The sequence below is a fragment of the Glutamicibacter sp. TV12E genome (assembly GCF_052441935.1).
In the GTDB taxonomy this organism is placed as follows: domain Bacteria; phylum Actinomycetota; class Actinomycetes; order Actinomycetales; family Micrococcaceae; genus Glutamicibacter.
In genome coordinates this window covers 1,100,398-1,119,859 of the sequence record NZ_JBQVVF010000001.1, presented here as the reverse complement: position 1 = coordinate 1,119,859, position 19,462 = coordinate 1,100,398, and the positions used below count along the sequence as shown (strand labels likewise).

Below are 19,462 nucleotides of genomic sequence, written 5' to 3'. Positions count from 1 at the left end.
CTCTAGGTAAGTACCACACCTCTAGAATCAGGAGAACCCTCGTGGATTCCACTGCAGTCAAAGCCGATCTGGCGCATGTTCTGTACACCAAGGAAGAAATCCAGGCTCGCGTGGCGGAACTCGCCGCGCAGATCGACAAGGACTACGAGGGCCGCGACATTCTCGTTGTGGGTGTGCTCAAGGGTGCCGTGATGATCATGGCCGATCTGGTCCGCGCACTGAATTCGCACCTGACCATGGACTGGATGGCAGTCTCCTCCTACGGCTCGGGTACCCAGTCCTCCGGCGTGGTGCGCATCCTCAAGGACCTGGACTCGGATCTGATGGGCAAGCACGTGCTGATCGTCGAGGACATCATCGACTCCGGCTTGACCCTGTCCTGGCTGAAGTCCAATCTGGAATCCCGCGGCCCGGCCTCGGTGGAAATCTGCACCCTGCTGCGCAAGCCGGAGGCCGCCAAGGTCGAGATCGACGTCAAGTATGTCGGCATGGACATCCCGAACGAATTTGTCGTGGGCTACGGCCTGGACTATGCGGAAAAGTACCGCAACCTGGATTGCGTGGGCACTTTGGCTCCGCACATCTACCAGTAGGGAACTTTTTTCGCCAATAGGGCGTTGAGAAGTATCGAAGGCGGCGTGACCCGGACGCCAGAGCAGTGCGTGAGGGGGATGCGTGAGGCGCGGGGCCTTGCGGATCAATGAAAACAAAGAAGCTTTTTAATAGCTGGATCATTTGGGTCCTGGTTGGCGTTATCGCCGTAGTGCTGTTCTTGCCGATGGTTTTCGGCAATAGCTCTGCGAAGGTGGACACCTCGGTGGGCCTGCAGCAGCTGGCCGGTGGCAATGTCACCGAAGCCAAGATGTTCGACGGGGACCAGCGGGTCGATTTGAAGCTGCGCGATGCGCTGAAGGTCGACGGCGTGGACAAGGGCAACACGGTGAGCTTCTACTACTCCACCGCGCGCGCCGAACAGGTGGTCAACGCGATCAACAAGGCCGAACCGGGCAAGTTCACCGATCAGCCGGTCCAGAGCAACTGGCTGCTCTCGATGCTGGGCGTGATCATCCCGTTCCTGCTGATCGCCGGAATCTTCTGGTTCATCCTCGCCCGCTCCCAGGGCGGCGGCTCCAAGGTCATGCAGTTCGGCAAGTCCAAGGCGAAGCTGATCACCAAGGACATGCCGCAGGTGACCTTCAAGGACGTCGCCGGCGCCGACGAGGCCGTGGAGGAGCTCCACGAAATCAAGGAGTTCCTGCAGGAACCTGCGAAGTTCCAGGCCGTGGGCGCGAAGATCCCCAAGGGCGTGCTGCTCTACGGCCCTCCAGGCACCGGCAAGACCCTGCTGGCCAAGGCCGTCGCCGGCGAGGCCCAGGTGCCGTTCTACTCGATTTCCGGCTCTGACTTCGTCGAAATGTTTGTCGGCGTGGGCGCCAGCCGCGTCCGCGACCTGTTCGAACAGGCCAAGAACAACTCCCCGGCGATCATCTTCGTTGACGAGATCGACGCCGTCGGACGCCATCGCGGCGCCGGCATCGGCGGCGGCAACGACGAGCGCGAGCAGACCTTGAACCAGCTGCTGGTGGAAATGGACGGCTTCGACGCCACCACCAACGTCATCCTGATCGCCGCCACCAACCGCCCGGACGTGCTGGACCCGGCGCTGCTGCGCCCGGGCCGCTTCGACCGCCAGATCCCGGTGGAGGCACCGGATCTGAAGGGCCGCGAGCAGATCCTGCAGGTCCACGTCAAGGGCAAGCCGATGGATGCCACCGTGGATCTGAACGCCGTGGCCAAGAAGACCCCGGGCTACACCGGCGCCGATTTGGCCAACGTGCTCAACGAAGCCGCGCTGCTCACCGCCCGCTCCAACGCGAACCTGATCGACGACCGCGCGCTGGACGAGGCCATCGACCGCGTGATGGCCGGCCCGCAGAAGCGCACCCGGCTGATGGACGAGCACGAGCGCAAGGTCACCGCCTACCACGAGGGCGGCCACGCCCTGGTGGCCGCGGCCATGAACCAGACTGCACCGGTCACCAAGATCACCATCCTGCCCCGCGGCCGCGCCCTGGGCTACACCATGGTGGTGCCCGAGTCGGACAAGTACTCGGTGACCCGCAACGAGCTGCTGGACCAGATGGCCTACGCCATGGGCGGGCGCGTCGCCGAGGAGATCGTCTTCCACGATCCATCCACCGGCGCTTCCAACGACATCGAGAAGGCCACCTCCACGGCCCGCAAGATGGTCACCGAGTACGGCATGAGCGAAAAGGTCGGCGCGGTGCGCCTGGCCGGCTCGGCCGCGGACCAGCAGATGGGCGGATCCCAGCGCGAATTCTCCGAGGAGATGGCGCACCTGGTGGACCAGGAAGTGCGCGAGCTGATCGAGCAGGCGCATAACGACGCCTACCAGGCGCTCACCGCCAACCGCCATGTGCTGGACCGCCTGGCGCTGGCCTTGCTGGAGCGCGAGACGCTGAACCAGAAGGAAATCGCCGAGATCTTCTCCGACCTGCAAAAGCGCGAGGTCCGCGATGTGTGGTTGAGCAACGAGGGGCGTCCGGTCCACTCAGAAGGCCCGGTATTAAGCCCCAAGGAGCGCGCAGCTTCCTCGACCGACTAGGATCGAAGCGTGAGTGAACTAGAACAGATCGATCAGCCGCGGATCGCGGCAGCCGTCCGCGAGATCCTGGAAGCCATTGGCGAAGATCCCGATCGCGACGGCCTGGCAGAGACCCCCAAGCGGGTGGCCAAGGCCTACGCGGAATTCTTCGCCGGCTTGCACCAGAACGCGGCAGAGCACCTGTCGACCACTTTCGACATCGAGCATGACGAGATGGTCCTGGTCAAGGACATCCCGTTCTACTCGACCTGCGAGCACCACCTGGTGCCCTTCTACGGATCGGCGCATATCGGCTACATTCCGGGCAAGGGCGGCAAGGTCACCGGGCTGTCCAAGCTGGCCCGGCTGGTCGAGGTCTACGCCCGCCGCCCGCAGGTCCAGGAGCGCCTGACCACGCAGATAGTCGATTCGCTGGTGGAGCACCTGAACCCGGCCGGCGCGATCGTTGTCGTCGAATGCGAGCACATGTGCATGTCCATGCGCGGGGTGCAGAAGCCCGGAGCGAAGACCGTGACCAGTGCGGTGCGCGGCCAGCTGCGGGAAACCGCCACCCGTGCCGAAGCCATGAGCCTGATCCTCGGAAAGTAGGAACCCCATGTCGCTAGGCGCCATTCCGGGCACCGGCCCGAATACCAGCCCCCTGCCTGTGATCCGCAAGTCCAAGGTCAAGACCCTGGCGGACCTGCCCACCGGCCGCACCCTGGTCATGGGCATCCTGAACGTCACCGAGGACTCCTTCTCCGATGGCGGACAGTACCTGTCCGCCGATGCGGCGATCGACCGCGGGCTCAAGCTGCTGTACTCCGGCGCCGACATCATCGATGTGGGCGGCGAATCCACCCGCCCGGGCGCCAAGGAGATTGATCCTGCCCTGGAGCAGTCGCGCATCATCCCGGTCATCGAAACCCTGGTGAAGGCCGGGGCGATCGTCTCGGTGGACACCATGCACGTATCTACTGCCCGCGCAGCCATCAACGCCGGCGCGCACATCATCAACGATGTCTCCGGGCTGACCTACGAAGCCGGCATGCCCGAGCTGATCGCCGAGACCGGCGTGCCCTACGTGCTGATGCACCGCCGCGGCACCGCACAGTCCATGGTGGCCGAAGCGAACTACGAAGATGTGGTCGCCGAAGTGATCGGCGAACTGCGCACCCTGCGCGACGAGTTCGTGGCCAAGGGCGTGGCCCCGGAACAGATCATCATCGATCCGGGACTGGGCTTTGCCAAGGACGCCGAGCACAACTGGGCGCTGCTGGGCAGCCTGGATGCCCTCGAAGAGCTGGGCCACCGGGTGCTGGTCGGCACCAGCCGCAAGCGCTTCCTCGGCGAGCTGCTGGCCGAGTCCGGCACCAGCCGTGATCCGCTGCAGCGCGATGCCGCCACCGCTGCCACCACCGCGCTGGCCGCCAGGGACCAGGCGTGGGCCGTGCGAGTGCATGACGTGCTGGGCAGCCGCGACGCTATTGAAGTCGTGAAGGCCTATGGATCGTATTAGCATCTACGGGATTTCTGCCACCGGCTACCATGGGGTCTTCGACCATGAAAAGCGCGATGGCCAGAAGTTCATCATTGACGTGGTGCTGCACGTGGACATCACCCGCGCCGCAGCCAGCGACAACGTGGCGGACACCGTGCACTACGGCGAAGTCAGCGAGCTGGTGGTCGAGCAGATCCAGGCCGGGCCCTGGGATCTGATCGAGAAACTGGGCAGCGAAATCGCCGAGGCGATCCTCGCGGCCTACCCCGGCGTGCTGGAAATAGATGTGGTGGTGCACAAGCCGCAGGCCCCGATCCCGGTGCCCTTCAGCGATGTCACCATCTCGCTGACCCGCCGCCAGAAGCAGCACACCGCTATCATTGCCCTGGGCGCCAATCTCGGCGACCCGCAGGCCACGTTGGAGCAGGCCGTCAAGGATCTGGGCGAAGAGCTGGAAATCCTCAACGTGTCGCCGCTGGCAATCACCAAGCCGGTGGGCGGCCCGCCGGATCAGCCGGACTACACCAACCAGGTCATCGAAGTGCGCACCCGGCGCTCGGCCCATGAGCTGCTGGACTTGTGCCAGCGCATCGAAGCCAAGCACCACCGGACCCGCGAGGTGCGCTGGGAAGCCCGCACCCTGGACCTGGATCTGATCGCCTACGACCAGCTGCGCCTGGACGATGAACGCTTGACCCTGCCGCACCCGCGGGCAGCAATCCGCGGATTCGTGCTGGCCCCGTGGAGCTGGATGGACCCCGATGCGGTACTTGACGGCCAGCTGGTCTCCCGCCTGGCCGCCAGCGCCGCCGATACCAAGGACATCATCCGGCTATGAGCAAGCTGAAGCTGCGCTGGGTGCTGTGGTGCGCGGTGATCGGGGCCCTCGCCGGCTGGATCGTGCTGCGCGTGCTCACCGCCGCCGGCCGCTACGCCCCGGTGCTGGACTATTCGGCCCTGTATTCGCTGGGCGCGGTCTGCGCGGTGATCCTGTTCCTGGGGATCCGCGTCAAGCGCTCCTCGATGGGCAAATCCCACTTCGAGCCGATCGCCGCGGCCCGCACCCTGGTGCTGGCCCAGGCCTCGGCCTACGCCGGCGCGGTTATCACCGGCTGGCACGTGCCGGCCATCATCACCCTGTGGCTGGCCAACGGCCAGAGCCCCACGCTGACCCGCGCACTGGTGCTGGCCGGTGCCGGGGTGCTGATGGTGATCGTCGGCTATATTGTCCAGCATCTGTGCAAGCTACCTCCGGAGGATACCGATGGCACCAACGATTCCGTGGTCACCGAATAGCTTCACCCCCGCCGACCCCGCCTACTTCAAGGTCAAGTTCACCACCTGGGCGGTGGCCTGGGGGCTGATCCTGCTGGCCTGCCTCATCCCGGGCGTGCTTCTGGCCACCGGCGTGAAGGTGGCCCTGTGGCTGGCCATCATGCCAGTGGCCCTGGTGCTGGTGATTGCGCTGCTGGTCCTGCGCATCCTGCGCCGCCAGGTCCAGGCGCTGGGCTACCTGGAACGCGAGGAGGACTTCGTGGTCCGCTCCGGGGTGATGTGGCGCAAGCAGCTGGTCATCCCCTACGGGCGCATGCAATATGTCGAGGTCAACAGCGGCCCGGTGGAACGCCGCTATGGATTGTGCCAATTGACGCTGAATACCGCAGGAGCCGGGGCCACCGCGCACGTCTACGGATTGCCCGAGGCCCAGGGCCAAGCGCTGCGCGAGCGTCTTGTGGCCGCCGGCGAAGAGAAAATGCTGTGAGCCAGGACGAACACTGGCAGCGGGTGCATCCGGCCAGCCCCTTCGTGCGCGGCTGGCTGGCCATTGTGGGCCTGCTCTACATCTACTGGCAGAACACCGATGAGCTCTCCCTGGCCGAGCGCTTTGCCGGGGACCGGCTGATCTGGACGGTCGCCCTGGCTGGCTTGGCGCTGCTGGTGGTGCTCGTGTTCTACTTCCTGTCTTGGTACTTCACCCGCTTCAAGCTCACCTCTTCGCATGTCTACGTGAACTCGGGGACGATCTTCCGCAGCCAGAAGCAGGCGCGCATCGACAAGGTGCAGGGCATCGACATCGCCCAGCCGCTGCTCGCCCGGCTCCTGGGCCTGGCCGAGCTGCGCTTCGACGTGGCCGACTCCTCCGAATCGGTGCTGCGCCTGGCCTTCTTGTCCAAGGCCGACGCCCATGCCCTGCGCCAGCTGATCTTGCAGCGCGCCGCCGGCCAGGCCGCCAGTGAACCGCCCGCCACCGCGGGCGAAGCCGCCGGCGAGGCAGCGCCGCTGATGGCGAAGGTTCCAGCCACCCGGCTGCTGGCCTCGCTGTTCCTCCAGCTGCCGGTCGTGATCGGCACCCTGGCCTGCGTGGCCATCGTGATCCTGTGGCTCAGCGGCGTCCAGGGCATCATCGCCGCCGTCCTGCCGATCCTCCTGAGCTTCGGCGGCTGGTTCTACAAGCAGCTGAACCAGGGCTGGAACTACACCGCCAGCGCCTCTGACACCGGCATGCGCATCAGCTACGGCCTGGCCGACACCCGCCAGCACTCCATCCCCACCGGACGGGTGCAGGCCATCTCGGTCACCGCACCGCTGTTATGGCGGCTACTGGGCTGGTACAAGGTGGAAGTGAACGTGCTGGGCACCAAAAGCGATGACCTGGATAACCTGCAGGTGCTGCCGGTCGGGGATTTTGAATCGGTGGCCCGCATCATGGGCATCCTGCTGCCCGATCTGGGCATCAGCAACCAGCGCGAGGTCCTGTCCACCGCGGTGAGCACCGGGTACGAGCATGGATTCATCGGGTCCCCGCCCCGGGCCAGGGCGCTCTCCCCGGGAGCGTGGAAGCACCAGGGTTTTTTGGCCACCGGCACCACCGTGATTTCCCGCTACGGGTGGCTGGCCCGCACCGCCAGCTTTGTCCTGCATGCCCGGGTCCAGGGAACGGAGTTCCGCCAGGGGCCATGGGAACAGAAGCGCAAGCTGGCCGGGGTCCGGCTGTATTGCGCTGGCGGAAATATCATCGGCTACCTGCATCAGGTTGATGTGCAGGTTGCAGCGGAATTTACCCTGGCCCAAGCAGCACGCCAGGTTGAGAGGTAGAAGTGGACGCACCACGATTGGGAATCGGCATCATCTCCGCCGGCAAGGTCGGCACCGTGCTTGGCGCCGCGCTGGCAGCCAGCGGGCACCGGATCACCGGCATCCACGCGGTCTCCGAAGCCTCCCGGGTTCGCGCCGACGCGCTGCTGCCCGGCGTTGAGCTGCTGGATCCGGCAGAAATCCTGCGCCGCAGCGAACTGGTGCTTTTTGCGGTGCCAGATGATGTGCTCGGCGATCTGGTCGCTGGCTTGGTCGCGGCCGGCCACATCCAGTCCGGGCAGCTGATCGCCCATACCGCCGGGCGCTACGGCACCTCCATATTGCAGCCGGCCCTGGACGCCGGGGCTTTTGGCCTGGCGATCCACCCGGCGATGACCTTCACCGGCATGAGCATGGACTTGGCGCGGCTCACCGACTGCGTTTTCGCGGTCACCGCCGATGAAGTCATGCTGCCGGTGGCCCAGGCGCTGGTGGTGGAAATGCGCGCCGAACCGGTGGTGATCGCCGAGGCCGACCGGGCCAGCTATCACGCGGCCCTGGCCCATGCGGCCAACCACCTGAACACCATCACCGCGCAGTCCGCGGACATCCTGCGCCGCATCGGCGTTGAGGATCCGGCCAATACCTTGCGCGCGCTGATGGGTGCCAGCCTGGATAACGCCCTGCGTTCCGGGGCCGGGGCGCTGACCGGCCCGGTGGCCCGGGGAGATATCGGCACCGTGGCCGCACACCTCCAGGCCCTGGCCAGCGATCCGGCCGAGACCAATAATTCCTACCGCAGCCTCTCGCGTGCCACCGCCCTGCGCGCGGGATCACGCGGGCTGATCTCGCAGGGCACGCTCGAAGAACTGCTGCGAGTTCTAGAATAGAAGGGTGAAAACCCCCAAGATCTGTAAAACCCGTGCCGAGCTGAAGGCTGCCATTGCCCAAGCCAACCCGGGATCATTGGGCTTTGTGCCCACCATGGGAGCCCTGCACGCCGGCCACGCATCCCTCTTCAGCGCCGCCCGTGAAGAGAACGAACTGGTTGTCATCTCGATCTTTGTCAACGAGCTGCAGTTCAACGATGCCACCGACTACGCCCGCTACCCGCGCCAGCTTGAAGCGGATGCGCAGCTGGCCGGCGCAGCGGGGGTCGACATTATTTTTGCTCCCGAGGCCAGCGAGGTCTACCACGCCGGCCTGCCGCTGATCCAGCTGAACTCCGGAACCATGGGCGAGCTGTATGAAGGCGCTTCCCGGCCCGGCCATTTTGATGGCATGCTGGCCGTTGTCTCCAAGCTCCTGCACCTGGCCGACCCGCGCCAAGGCGAGTACCGCGCGTACTTCGGGCAAAAGGATGCCCAGCAGGTAGTGCTGATCCGCCGGATGGTGGCGGACCTGGACTACCCGGTGCAGCTTCGCCTGGTGCCGATCGTGCGCAGCGAAAAGGGCCTGGCCCTCTCCAGCCGCAATGCGCTGCTCAGCGAAGAAGAGAAGGAAGCGGCCCTGGTATTGCACCGGGCGATCAAGCTCATCGCCGATCGGGCCGCCCGCCATGAGCCATTGGATGTCGAAGACGCCATCGGCATGTTCCAGATGGAACCGCTGGTTGAACTGGACTACTTCGTGGTGGTTGACCCGAACACCCTCCAGGAGCTGGCCTTCAACTGCCAGGACACCCCTTTCACCGGCGAGGGCCTCATCCTGGTAGCGGCCACCGTCGGCAAGGTGCGGCTGATCGACAACCAGCCGATCTAGTCCCAGGCCCTAGGCGAAACGGCGGGCCGTGTCGTTCAAGATCTGCCGGAAGCCAGCCAGCTCGGCCATGACTTCGCCTGCGGTTTGCGCCGTCTGCACAAACTGCACCGCCTGGCCGGCATAAACCGGGGCCATATCTGGCTGCGCATCCGCGCGGGCCTGCACCATCTGATCACGCAGTGCGCCGCTCGCTTCCCATGAGGACAGGTCCTCATGGCTGTCGCTGAACTGGTTGCGCAGGGCGCGGCCGCCGAACTCGGCGGGCCATGGAAGTTGCTGGGCGATATCAAAGGCACGGGTATACGTGGTGCCGTCCATGCCGGCCTGGCGTACGGCAGCTTTGAAATTCTCATGTCCCAGCGACTCTGCTGCGGAGAGGAAGCGGGTGCCGACCCAGGCAGCCTGGGCCCCGGCGGCGAGCACCGCAGCGACCCCGTGGGCGGTGCCAACGCCGCCCGCGGCCACTACCGGCTTCAGCTGTTGCGCGGTGGCTAGCTGCAGGAGAGGCAGCGTGCCGGATTCATTGCGCCCATGCCCGCCGCCTTCGCCGCCGCGAGCAATGATGATGTCGATGTCATCTTCCATGGCCCGATCCAGCTCTGCTGCGTTGCCTACCTGCATAGCGGTGAGCACCCCCGCCTCGTGAGCCAACGCTGCACCTCGGGAGACATCACCGAAGCTCAGCGAGACCAGCGATGGGGAGAATTCGAGGAAGCTCTCCAGCGGGGATAGGTCGGTTTCCAGGGACCAGGCCATGAAGCCGACGCCCCAGGGCGAATCCAGAGCGGCAACGTATCCTGCTTGTTCCTCGATCCACTCCTTCTTGGGCGATCCGGATACCCCGATCATCCCCACGCCGCCGGTCTGCGAAACGGCAGCGGCCAAGGCGCCCCCTGCTGCTCCTGCCATCGGCGCGTTGAAGATTGGTTCGCGGTAGCCAAGCAGGCGTTGTAGGTCGCTCATGTGCCCAGACTAGAACAGCAAACTTGATGTGACCTAGAACGCGGCCCCTCGATTTGTAACATCGCGGGAACCTCTGTATAGTTTTTATCTGTTGCCGGAACGGAAACAACACGGAATCTACGAGTTGTTTACCCGGTAGCCAATCACTTTTCACCGAAGAGTTTCGACCGGTTTTGACCGGATCACGAAACATGGTAGGCTAGAAAAGTTGCTCCGGAGCGAAGCAGCCGCCGAGTTTGTGGTGGTTGTGGTGTCGAGAGTGTTTGTTGTTTGAGAACTCAATAGTGTGCCAAGTTTGTTGATACCGAATATTTTTATTTGGTGAATACATAACATTTGCTTGAGGCATTGCACCCCCGTGCAGTGTTCTTGAGTGTTTTTTATTCGCCAGGATTTTTTCATTGATTCTCCCTTATTTTCCGAGGGGTTTCGGTGGCTTTTTGTTTTTTATGGAGAGTTTGATCCTGGCTCAGGATGAACGCTGGCGGCGTGCTTAACACATGCAAGTCGAACGATGAAGCCCAGCTTGCTGGGTGGATTAGTGGCGAACGGGTGAGTAACACGTGAGTAACCTGCCCCCGACTTTGGGATAAGCCCGGGAAACTGGGTCTAATACCGGATATGACTTTTCACCGCATGGTGGTTTGTTGAAAGATTTATCGGTGGGGGATGGACTCGCGGCCTATCAGCTTGTTGGTGAGGTAATGGCTCACCAAGGCGACGACGGGTAGCCGGCCTGAGAGGGTGACCGGCCACACTGGGACTGAGACACGGCCCAGACTCCTACGGGAGGCAGCAGTGGGGAATATTGCACAATGGGCGGAAGCCTGATGCAGCGACGCCGCGTGAGGGATGACGGCCTTCGGGTTGTAAACCTCTTTCAGTAGGGAAGAAGCGAAAGTGACGGTACCTGCAGAAGAAGCGCCGGCTAACTACGTGCCAGCAGCCGCGGTAATACGTAGGGCGCAAGCGTTATCCGGATTTATTGGGCGTAAAGAGCTCGTAGGCGGTTTGTCGCGTCTGCCGTGAAAGTCCGAGGCTCAACCTCGGATCTGCGGTGGGTACGGGCAGACTAGAGTGATGTAGGGGAGACTGGAATTCCTGGTGTAGCGGTGAAATGCGCAGATATCAGGAGGAACACCGATGGCGAAGGCAGGTCTCTGGGCATTTACTGACGCTGAGGAGCGAAAGCATGGGGAGCGAACAGGATTAGATACCCTGGTAGTCCATGCCGTAAACGTTGGGCACTAGGTGTGGGGGACATTCCACGTTTTCCGCGCCGTAGCTAACGCATTAAGTGCCCCGCCTGGGGAGTACGGCCGCAAGGCTAAAACTCAAAGGAATTGACGGGGGCCCGCACAAGCGGCGGAGCATGCGGATTAATTCGATGCAACGCGAAGAACCTTACCAAGGCTTGACATGTGCCAGACCGCTCCAGAGATGGGGTTTCCCTTCGGGGCTGGTTCACAGGTGGTGCATGGTTGTCGTCAGCTCGTGTCGTGAGATGTTGGGTTAAGTCCCGCAACGAGCGCAACCCTCGTTCCATGTTGCCAGCACGTAGTGGTGGGGACTCATGGGAGACTGCCGGGGTCAACTCGGAGGAAGGTGGGGATGACGTCAAATCATCATGCCCCTTATGTCTTGGGCTTCACGCATGCTACAATGGCCGGTACAATGGGTTGCGATACTGTGAGGTGGAGCTAATCCCTAAAAGCCGGTCTCAGTTCGGATTGGGGTCTGCAACTCGACCCCATGAAGTCGGAGTCGCTAGTAATCGCAGATCAGCAACGCTGCGGTGAATACGTTCCCGGGCCTTGTACACACCGCCCGTCAAGTCACGAAAGTTGGTAACACCCGAAGCCGATGGCCTAACCACCTTGTGTGGGGGGAGTCGTCGAAGGTGGGACTGGCGATTGGGACTAAGTCGTAACAAGGTAGCCGTACCGGAAGGTGCGGCTGGATCACCTCCTTTCTAAGGAGCTAACCATTTTTTGGTTGCCCATGCTGGACACGAGTGTTGTCCGGGTGGGTTGCTCATGGGTGGAATATCAATGAACTCAGTACTGGAAAGCGCGTGTGCCTGATCGGCCCTTTGTGGGGTTGTGTGGTGCGGGCGGGGTACTGGCTGTGGCTGTGCGGCGTTGCCGTTGTCGAGTACGCATCCTTTGGGGTGCTGGAAAGATGGTGGTGGTGTTGTGCGGCTTGTATGGTTTGGCATGCTGTTGGGTTTTGAGGCAACAAGCCTCCTTGCCTGGTTGATGATTGGCTGCTGGCTTTTGATGCGCTTTGGTGCGTGTTGGGGGTTGGTGGTGGTTGTTGGCTGGGGTTTTGAGGGGTTCTTGGTGTTTCGGTGTTTGTCCTGTGTTTGCCGTGGGCGTGCCTGGGCGGTGATGGTTTGTGGTTTTCATCCTTTGGGGTGGGGGTTGCGGGTTGTTGCTGCGGGTGTGTTTGCGGGGGTGCGGGGTTGTTGTTTGGGAACTGTATAGTGAACGCGAGCATCTTGCAGATGAGATGAGCTCTGGGGTCCTTTTCCTTGGATTCTTGGGTGTTTGAGTCTTGTCTGCGTGATTTTGTTAGATTGTTTTATTGCTCAATTCTGAGAACTTTGTTTTGTGTTGAAGTTTTTAAGGGCGCACGGTGGATGCCTTGGCATCAAGAGCCGATGAAGGACGTGGGAATCTGCGATAAGCCTGGTGGAGTCGATAACCGGACGTTGATACCAGGATTTCCGAATGGGGGAACCCCGCACCATGTTATGTGGTGTGACCTGCAGCTGAATGTATAGGCTGTGTGGAGGGAACGCGGGGAAGTGAAACATCTCAGTACCCGCAGGAAGAGAAAACAATAGTGATTCCGTTAGTAGTGGCGAGCGAACGCGGATGGGGCTAAACCGGTTGGTGTGTGATAGCGGATAGGCGTTGCATCGTCGGGGTTGTGGGGTCAACATGTACCAGTGCTATCTTGCTGGTGGGATGAGGTGCAGGCGTATAGGTGAATCGGTTGGAATGCCGGACCATAGAGGGTGATAGTCCCGTAGGTGTAATGCGTGTCTGCCGTTCTAGTGTTGATACCCGAGTAGCACGGGGCCCGTGAAACCTTGTGTGAATCTGCCAGGACCACCTGGTAAGCCTGAATACTACTTGATGACCGATAGTGAATCAGTACCGTGAGGGAATGGTGAAAAGTACCCCGGGAGGGGAGTGAAATAGTACCTGAAACCGTGCGCTTACAATCCGTTAGAGCCTGGGACTTGTTCCTGGGTGATGGCGTGCCTTTTGAAGAATGAGCCTGCGAGTTAGTGCTGTGTCGCGAGGTTAACCCGTGTGGGGTAGCCGTAGCGAAAGCGAGTCTGAATAGGGCGTTTGAGTGGCACGGTCTAGACCCGAAGCGAAGTGATCTACCCATGGCCAGGTTGAAGCGCGTGTAAGAGCGTGTGGAGGACCGAACCCACTTCAGTTGAAAATGGAGGGGATGAGCTGTGGGTAGGGGTGAAAGGCCAATCAAACTTCGTGATAGCTGGTTCTCCCCGAAATGCATTTAGGTGCAGCGTTGCGTGTTTCTTGCTGGAGGTAGAGCTACTGGATAGGCGATGGGCCCTACAAGGTTACTGACCTTAGCCAAACTCCGAATGCCGGTAAGTGAGAGCGCAGCAGTGAGACTGTGGGGGATAAGCTTCATAGTCGAGAGGGAAACAGCCCAGAACGCCAACTAAGGCCCCTAAGCGTGTGCTAAGTGGGAAAGGATGTGGAGTTGCTGTGACAACCAGGAGGTTGGCTTAGAAGCAGCCACCCTTGAAAGAGTGCGTAATAGCTCACTGGTCAAGTGATTCCGCGCCGATAATGTAGCGGGGCTCAAGCACACCGCCGAAGTTGCGTCATTCAAATATTAACCTGGTTTCGATTGGGTGTTTGGATGGGTAGGGGAGCGTCGTATAGCGGGTGAAGTCGCGGTGGAAACCAGCGGTGGACGCTATACGAGTGAGAATGCAGGCATGAGTAGCGAATGACGGGTGAGAAACCCGTCCGCCGAATGATCAAGGGTTCCAGGGTTAAGCTAATCTGCCCTGGGTTAGTCGGGGCCTAAGGCGAGGCCGACAGGCGTAGTCGATGGATAACGGGTTGATATTCCCGTACCGGCGAAGGACCGCCCATACTGAGCTGTGGATGCTAACCATGATGGATCATGGCTGTTGCGGCCTTCGGGTTGCTGGTTGTGTGATGTGGTGGGAACCGATGCAGTGAGGTCAGCGTATTAACAGGTGTGACGCAGGAAGGTAGCCGAGCCAGGCAATGGAATTGACCTGGTCCAAGGGTGTAGGAAGAGTGGTTGGCAAATCCGCCGCTCATTGATTCTGAGACCTGATAGGCGCCCGCTTTGGCGGGTGATTCGGTGATCCTATGCTGCCTAGAAAAGCATCGGCGCGAGGTCCCAGTCCGCCCGTACCCCAAACCGACACAGGTGATCAGGTAGAGAATACTAAGGCGATCGAGAGAATCATGGTTAAGGAACTCGGCAAAATGCCCCCGTAACTTCGGAAGAAGGGGGGCCTGCCCCGTGATGAGGACTTGCTCCTCTGATGCGGGTGTGGGCCGCAGAGACCAGGGGGAAGCGACTGTTTACTAAAAACACAGGTCCGTGCGAAGTCGCAAGACGATGTATACGGACTGACTCCTGCCCGGTGCTGGAAGGTTAAGAGGACTGGTTAGCCGTGAGGCGAAGCTGAGAATTTAAGCCCCAGTAAACGGCGGTGGTAACTATAACCATCCTAAGGTAGCGAAATTCCTTGTCGGGTAAGTTCCGACCTGCACGAATGGAGTAACGACTTCCCCGCTGTCTCAACCATGAACTCGGCGAAATTGCAGTACGAGTAAAGATGCTCGTTACGCGCAGCAGGACGGAAAGACCCCGAGACCTTTACTATAGTTTGGTATTGGTGTTCGGTGCAGCTTGTGTAGGATAGGTGGGAGACTGTGAAGCTTGGACGCTAGTTCAGGTGGAGTCATCGTTGAAATACCACTCTGGCTGTATCGGTCACCTAACTTCGGACCATGATCTGGTTCAGGGACAGTGCCTGATGGGTAGTTTAACTGGGGCGGTTGCCTCCTAAAATGTAACGGAGGCGCCCAAAGGTTCCCTCAGCCTGGTTGGCAATCAGGTGTCGAGTGTAAGTGCACAAGGGAGCTTGACTGTGAGAGTGACAGCTCGAGCAGGGACGAAAGTCGGGACTAGTGATCCGGCGGCACCTCGTGGAAGGGCCGTCGCTCAACGGATAAAAGGTACCTCGGGGATAACAGGCTGATCTTGCCCAAGAGTCCATATCGACGGCATGGTTTGGCACCTCGATGTCGGCTCGTCGCATCCTGGGGCTGGAGTAGGTCCCAAGGGTTGGGCTGTTCGCCCATTAAAGCGGTACGCGAGCTGGGTTTAGAACGTCGTGAGACAGTTCGGTCCCTATCCGCTGCGCGCGTTGGAAATTTGAGAAGGGCTGTCCTTAGTACGAGAGGACCGGGACGGACTAACCTCTGGTGTGTCAGTTGTACTGCCAAGTGCATCGCTGATTAGCTACGTTGGGAAGGGATAACCGCTGAAAGCATCTAAGCGGGAAGCCTGCTTCGAGATGAGATTTCCATGCACCTTGAGTGTGTGAGGCCCCCAGCTAGACCACTGGGTTGATAGGCAGGATGTGGAAGCAAGGACTGAAGACTTGTGTAGCTGACCTGTACTAATAGGCCGATGACTTTCAACACACAATAATGCAATATTGAACTAATGAAGTTTTCAATGCTGCTCGCGTTCACTATGCGGTTACGAGACAACAACCTCTGAAACCATGAAACTTTTTGCAGGTGCAGGGCTTTGGCCCTGGCACTGGAAACACGACCAGGGATTGGTTTGTGTGCTTCGTGATTGTTACGGCGGTCATAGCGTGGGGGAAACGCCCGGTCCCATACCGAACCCGGAAGCTAAGGCCCATTGCGCCGATGGTACTGCACTCGTGAGGGTGTGGGAGAGTAGGTCACCGCCGGACTTAACTTGAATATATGGTTTGGGCCCTGACACGATCGTGTGTCGGGGCCCAAACTTGTTTAACCAGCATTGCAGGTTGGTTGGCGGGATGGCTGGTTGGTGTTGGTTGGTTGGTTGGTTGGTGGGGGTTCGGGGTGGTGCCTGGCCCCCCCTTTTTTCCTGTTTAAAGAGCTTTGGATGCTGACCGGGGACCGCAGCGCCTTAGCGGAGAGCGACATGCCAGGCGCTGGAATGTGAGTTCAGTTCAGGCGGACCATCGTTCGGATCCCAGACTCTCGAGCCGACTAAGTTGGGCAGGCGGCTTCTGGCAGATCACCGCGCCACTATGGTGGAGCACCACTCTTCTGCAGCGATTACTTTCCCCAGGGCAATAGATCGGCAAAGTTTTGCCTATCAGGTCGTCTGAGGCCCGATCATCTTCGCAAATCGGCATTCCGGTAACTTCTTGCCGAATTCTGTGCTGTAGTGAATGATTGGGAACAGAATGTTGCCAATCGGCGACATACTGCCGGAAAAGGATCATTCATGAATTCAGTGACGGAGCTCGGAGCAGAATTGCAACGCGCCAGAAAACAGAATGGCCTGACACAGGAGCAGCTGGCTGAATTAGCCGGCATCTCCGAACGTACACTGCGCTCCATAGAGCGCGGAGCGGGGAACCCATCCATTGATGCCGTGTTCTCTGTAGCAAATGTTCTCGGCATGCGAATTGTTGTGGCTCAATGAATCCACAACTTCAAGAGCTCAAGCTTGTCACTCAGGCTGACGTGTACTGCAACGAAAGCCTGGCCGGCTATCTAACCAGACAAGCAGATGGAAGCGTTGCCTTCACCTATGAGGAGAGCTATCTTGCAGGTGGTGGCTCGGCCATTGCTGCATCTCTGCCTGTTTCCCCGGAGCAATATGCTGGTCCCGGGGGCGCCTTGCCGTCGTTTTTCTCGGGACTATTGCCCGAAGGCCATCGTCTCACTGTCCTCAAAGACGCAGCTAAGACTAGCCTCTCTGACGAACTGACTCTGTTGATGGCCGTTGGCTCTGATACCCCGGGCAACGTTCGCGTTGTCCCGGCGGGGTCGGCACTGGAACAAGCTCCAGTGGTTGCCGAGTTCAGCAGCGCAGCTGACCTCGATTTCTCAGTTCTCGCACGGACCCTGGACCGCCACTCGATACCTGGTGTGCAAGACAAGATCAGCGCAACGATGCTGACGACGCCTGTGGAATTCAAGAACAGCGCATATCTGCTCAAGCTCGATCCTCGTGATCACCCGCATCTGGTGGTTAACGAGGCCCAGCACCTGAAGGCAGCAAAAGCGCTCAAGCTTCCGGTGGTTAGCAATCAGCTAGTTCTGGACTCGAGGGGGAGCCAGGGGCTCCTGGTCGAGAGATTCGATCGCAAAGCCGCCGGGAAAGCAGACCATACGATCCGGTTGGCATTGGAAGATGCCATGCAGGTACTGAACCTTCCGCCGGCAAGCAAGTATGCCGTGGGAACGGAGCAAGTCATTGAGGCGTTAGCGCTACAGTGCCAAGCTCCGGTGCTCGCGAGACGCAACCTGTACATGCAGTTCGTTTTTGCCTGGCTAACCGGCAACGGCGATTTGCATGGAAAGAACGTTTCAATTCTGGCGGACGAGCATGGACGGTTCAGCGTTGCACCCATCTATGACATCCCCTGCACCTTGATCTACGGTGATGAAACCATGGCGCTGACCGTCGCAGGAAAAGCAAAGAACCTGAAGAGGAAGCACTGGGACGAACTTGCCGGAGGGCTTGGGCTAACTGGCCGTGCTGCGCAGTCTGCCAACCAACTAGCCCTGAAAGCGGCGACGGCCATAGACCTTGGTGAGCTTCCGTTTGATGGGTCGCCTCTGCGCGGTGCACAAAGGGAGCTGCGGTTTCGGCGCATGGAGATGGAGTAGACATCCAAGCGCCCTGAGTTAGCCGGCGAGTAACGTGAACGCAGGCAGCTGATTTTCTTGGCTTTTCTTTGCTTGTCCCTTGAGTCCAGTGGTCCAAGAAGGATAGACGCGGAAACCGCGCTTGCCCGGAGATGACGCTGAGGCGAAGACGCCCAGGCGCTCGAGATGCTGTTGAGCGAAGCGAAAGACTCCGAAGTTTTTGCCTTCCTCGATGAAGACCAGGACCCCGTGGAGCCCTTCGTCGAATTCGTAGGGCGCAGTAGTCCCAGTATTGTCACGCTGCCATATGGCTACGAACCCACCTGACTTGGTGGGGGTGATCCGTGCGGTCCTGATGCGCCACAGCTGACCGTCAATCTCGGCAACCCCAGCTTGGTAGTCGCTCTGCTGCTTATCGGGAGTCACTTCACTGTGCGTATGGCCAGTAACGAGGCAATAGCGTTCTAACGCGGTGTACTTCAAAGCATCACTTCATTGGTGTAGGTATGTCCGTGGTGTGGCCACCCTCGTAGAGGGCGATGAGGCCATTGCATACAATGATGCCAGCTCGCTGTTCGATCTAGGTACAGCTATTCAAGGATGGCCACGGTCCTATGTACTTACTATTGCGCTGGCGCGCTCGCTATATTCACAAGCCGATATCGGAACGGTATTTCCTGGGCCCCTTCTGCAGTGGGATGATCAGACAACGTAATACTGGCTTTCAGGAATCGGACCCGGTCCTAGACCACGCGAGCAAATCAGGTTGGTGGCTCCAAATGTCAATCGATCTGTGTCTTGCTTACCGTTTTAGAGAAAGTGTTGGTTGCGCGCACCCAGGACGACACTTCCGGTAATATCCATTGGATCCGAAGAGCACTATTGGATTGTGGAGCAAAAACGGCGAGTCTTTCCCAGCCCGGCTTACGGAGCCAGTAATGCAGCGTCAGCCGACAGCGTCTGCAATTATGGGGACTTTACGTGAAACTCGGACAACTTATCGTTGACGCTGCTGATTCCCTCATCAGCTGCCCTCATCAGCTGCCCTCATCAGCTTCCGGCATCATGCGGCGCTGTACTAGGCGCACCAGCTCCTTCACCCGTCCCGCGACAGCTTGGGCTTGCCGAACTCAGCCAAGCTGATCCCGACAATGCGGGGATTTCAGGGAACGGCGTACGCGCCATGGAAGCCATGTCCAAATTGACCAACCAAACGGACAGTGCCGCAATTCAGCGGAAGTACATGGAGTACATAGTAGACAGGGGCGAGGGGAGTAAGCCGCAAGGGAGCTGCCTTTATGGTGCTCCGCAACCAGGGTTCGATGGTAGCGCTCATTGACGACATGTGCCGTTCTATGGGACGCGGCGCTCCACGTGCACGAGTAGTCCAGTTGGCCAACGCCCAGGCGCAATTACAAAAGGCTCATGCGTTCGCAGATGGTGATTGCCGCTCCCTTCCCGCGTTGGTTCCCCCGATGCATCCGACTACAGGAGTAGTTGAATCAGCCACCTCGCTGGCATCTGCCGGGTTATCCACGAACGCGGGTCGCTACTTCTAGATGCGCACTTCCGTGAGCCTCAGAGATGCTGCTCCGATTGTCGTGGAATCTGCGGGGACCTCGATATGTGCCG

14 protein-coding genes and 3 rRNA genes are annotated in these 19,462 nt (G+C 60.2%); 15 read left to right on the top strand and 2 right to left on the bottom strand.

The features are described 5' to 3' along the window. Positions 1 to 41 precede the first annotated feature (41 nt). From hpt to panC, 10 genes are all read left to right on the top strand, one after another. Positions 42 to 593, top strand: coding sequence for a hypoxanthine phosphoribosyltransferase (hpt, locus tag ACT7DV_RS05135; RefSeq protein WP_444661178.1), 552 nt, complete (start codon positions 42 to 44; stop codon positions 591 to 593). 107 nt (positions 594 to 700) lie between these two features. Then, positions 701 to 2,626, top strand: coding sequence for an ATP-dependent zinc metalloprotease FtsH (gene ftsH, locus ACT7DV_RS05130; protein WP_444661177.1), 1,926 nt, complete (start codon positions 701 to 703; stop codon positions 2,624 to 2,626). A gap of 9 nt (positions 2,627 to 2,635) precedes the next feature. Beyond that, positions 2,636 to 3,214 (top strand): GTP cyclohydrolase I FolE, encoded by a 579-nt coding sequence (gene folE, locus ACT7DV_RS05125; protein ID WP_060700210.1) that lies wholly within the window; start codon positions 2,636 to 2,638, stop codon positions 3,212 to 3,214. Positions 3,215 to 3,221: 7 nt separating this feature from the next. Next, positions 3,222 to 4,124 carry a dihydropteroate synthase gene (folP, locus tag ACT7DV_RS05120; protein WP_444661176.1) on the top strand — a complete coding sequence of 301 codons (903 nt, stop codon included), beginning with the start codon at positions 3,222 to 3,224 and terminating at the stop codon, positions 4,122 to 4,124. After that, complete coding sequence (folK, locus tag ACT7DV_RS05115) at positions 4,111 to 4,944, top strand: 2-amino-4-hydroxy-6-hydroxymethyldihydropteridine diphosphokinase (RefSeq protein WP_444661175.1); 834 nt, start codon at positions 4,111 to 4,113, stop codon at positions 4,942 to 4,944. Before folP ends, folK begins: the two co-directional genes overlap by 14 nt. Next, the gene (locus tag ACT7DV_RS05110) at positions 4,941 to 5,402 is read left to right on the top strand and encodes a DUF3180 domain-containing protein (RefSeq protein WP_444661174.1); all 462 of its coding nucleotides are present in this window, start codon (positions 4,941 to 4,943) and stop codon (positions 5,400 to 5,402) included. The genes folK and ACT7DV_RS05110 overlap by 4 nt, the downstream gene beginning before the upstream one ends. Then, on the top strand, positions 5,371 to 5,868 hold the full coding sequence (locus tag ACT7DV_RS05105) for a PH domain-containing protein (RefSeq protein ID WP_444661173.1): 498 nt from the start codon (positions 5,371 to 5,373) through the stop codon (positions 5,866 to 5,868). Before ACT7DV_RS05110 ends, ACT7DV_RS05105 begins: the two co-directional genes overlap by 32 nt. Further along, positions 5,865 to 7,202 (top strand): PH domain-containing protein, encoded by a 1,338-nt coding sequence (locus ACT7DV_RS05100; RefSeq protein WP_444661172.1) that lies wholly within the window; start codon positions 5,865 to 5,867, stop codon positions 7,200 to 7,202. Before ACT7DV_RS05105 ends, ACT7DV_RS05100 begins: the two co-directional genes overlap by 4 nt. 2 nt (positions 7,203 to 7,204) lie before the next feature. Then, positions 7,205 to 8,071, top strand: a complete 867-nt coding sequence (locus ACT7DV_RS05095; protein WP_444661171.1) for a Rossmann-like and DUF2520 domain-containing protein — start codon at positions 7,205 to 7,207, stop codon at positions 8,069 to 8,071. A gap of 4 nt (positions 8,072 to 8,075) precedes the next feature. Further along, positions 8,076 to 8,942, top strand: coding sequence for a pantoate--beta-alanine ligase (panC, locus tag ACT7DV_RS05090; protein ID WP_444661170.1), 867 nt, complete (start codon positions 8,076 to 8,078; stop codon positions 8,940 to 8,942). A 9-nt stretch (positions 8,943 to 8,951) separates the two neighbouring features. Here the strand turns inward: panC and ACT7DV_RS05085 are convergent, their stop codons facing one another. Then, on the bottom strand, positions 8,952 to 9,905 hold the full coding sequence (locus ACT7DV_RS05085) for an NAD(P)H-dependent flavin oxidoreductase (RefSeq protein WP_444661169.1): 954 nt from the start codon (positions 9,903 to 9,905) through the stop codon (positions 8,952 to 8,954). A gap of 446 nt (positions 9,906 to 10,351) precedes the next feature. On the opposite strand from ACT7DV_RS05085, the gene ACT7DV_RS05080 reads away from it, so the two are divergent. From ACT7DV_RS05080 to ACT7DV_RS05060, 5 genes are all read left to right on the top strand, one after another. Continuing rightward, positions 10,352 to 11,877 (top strand): 16S ribosomal RNA (locus ACT7DV_RS05080). A gap of 642 nt (positions 11,878 to 12,519) precedes the next feature. After that, positions 12,520 to 15,652, top strand: a 23S ribosomal RNA gene (locus ACT7DV_RS05075). Between the two features lie 164 nt (positions 15,653 to 15,816). Beyond that, positions 15,817 to 15,933: ribosomal RNA gene (gene rrf, locus ACT7DV_RS05070) — 5S ribosomal RNA — on the top strand. Together the 16S, 23S and 5S rRNA genes form the textbook arrangement of a ribosomal RNA operon. Positions 15,934 to 16,457: 524 nt before the next feature. Continuing rightward, on the top strand, positions 16,458 to 16,658 hold the full coding sequence (locus ACT7DV_RS05065; RefSeq protein ID WP_444661168.1) for a helix-turn-helix transcriptional regulator: 201 nt from the start codon (positions 16,458 to 16,460) through the stop codon (positions 16,656 to 16,658). Beyond that, complete coding sequence (locus ACT7DV_RS05060) at positions 16,655 to 17,851, top strand: type II toxin-antitoxin system HipA family toxin (protein WP_444661167.1); 1,197 nt, start codon at positions 16,655 to 16,657, stop codon at positions 17,849 to 17,851. The genes ACT7DV_RS05065 and ACT7DV_RS05060 overlap by 4 nt, the downstream gene beginning before the upstream one ends. An 18-nt stretch (positions 17,852 to 17,869) precedes the next feature. On the opposite strand, the gene ACT7DV_RS05055 is transcribed toward ACT7DV_RS05060, so the two are convergent. Further along, positions 17,870 to 18,256 (bottom strand): MepB family protein, encoded by a 387-nt coding sequence (locus ACT7DV_RS05055; protein ID WP_444661166.1) that lies wholly within the window; start codon positions 18,254 to 18,256, stop codon positions 17,870 to 17,872. Positions 18,257 to 19,462 lie beyond the last annotated feature (1,206 nt).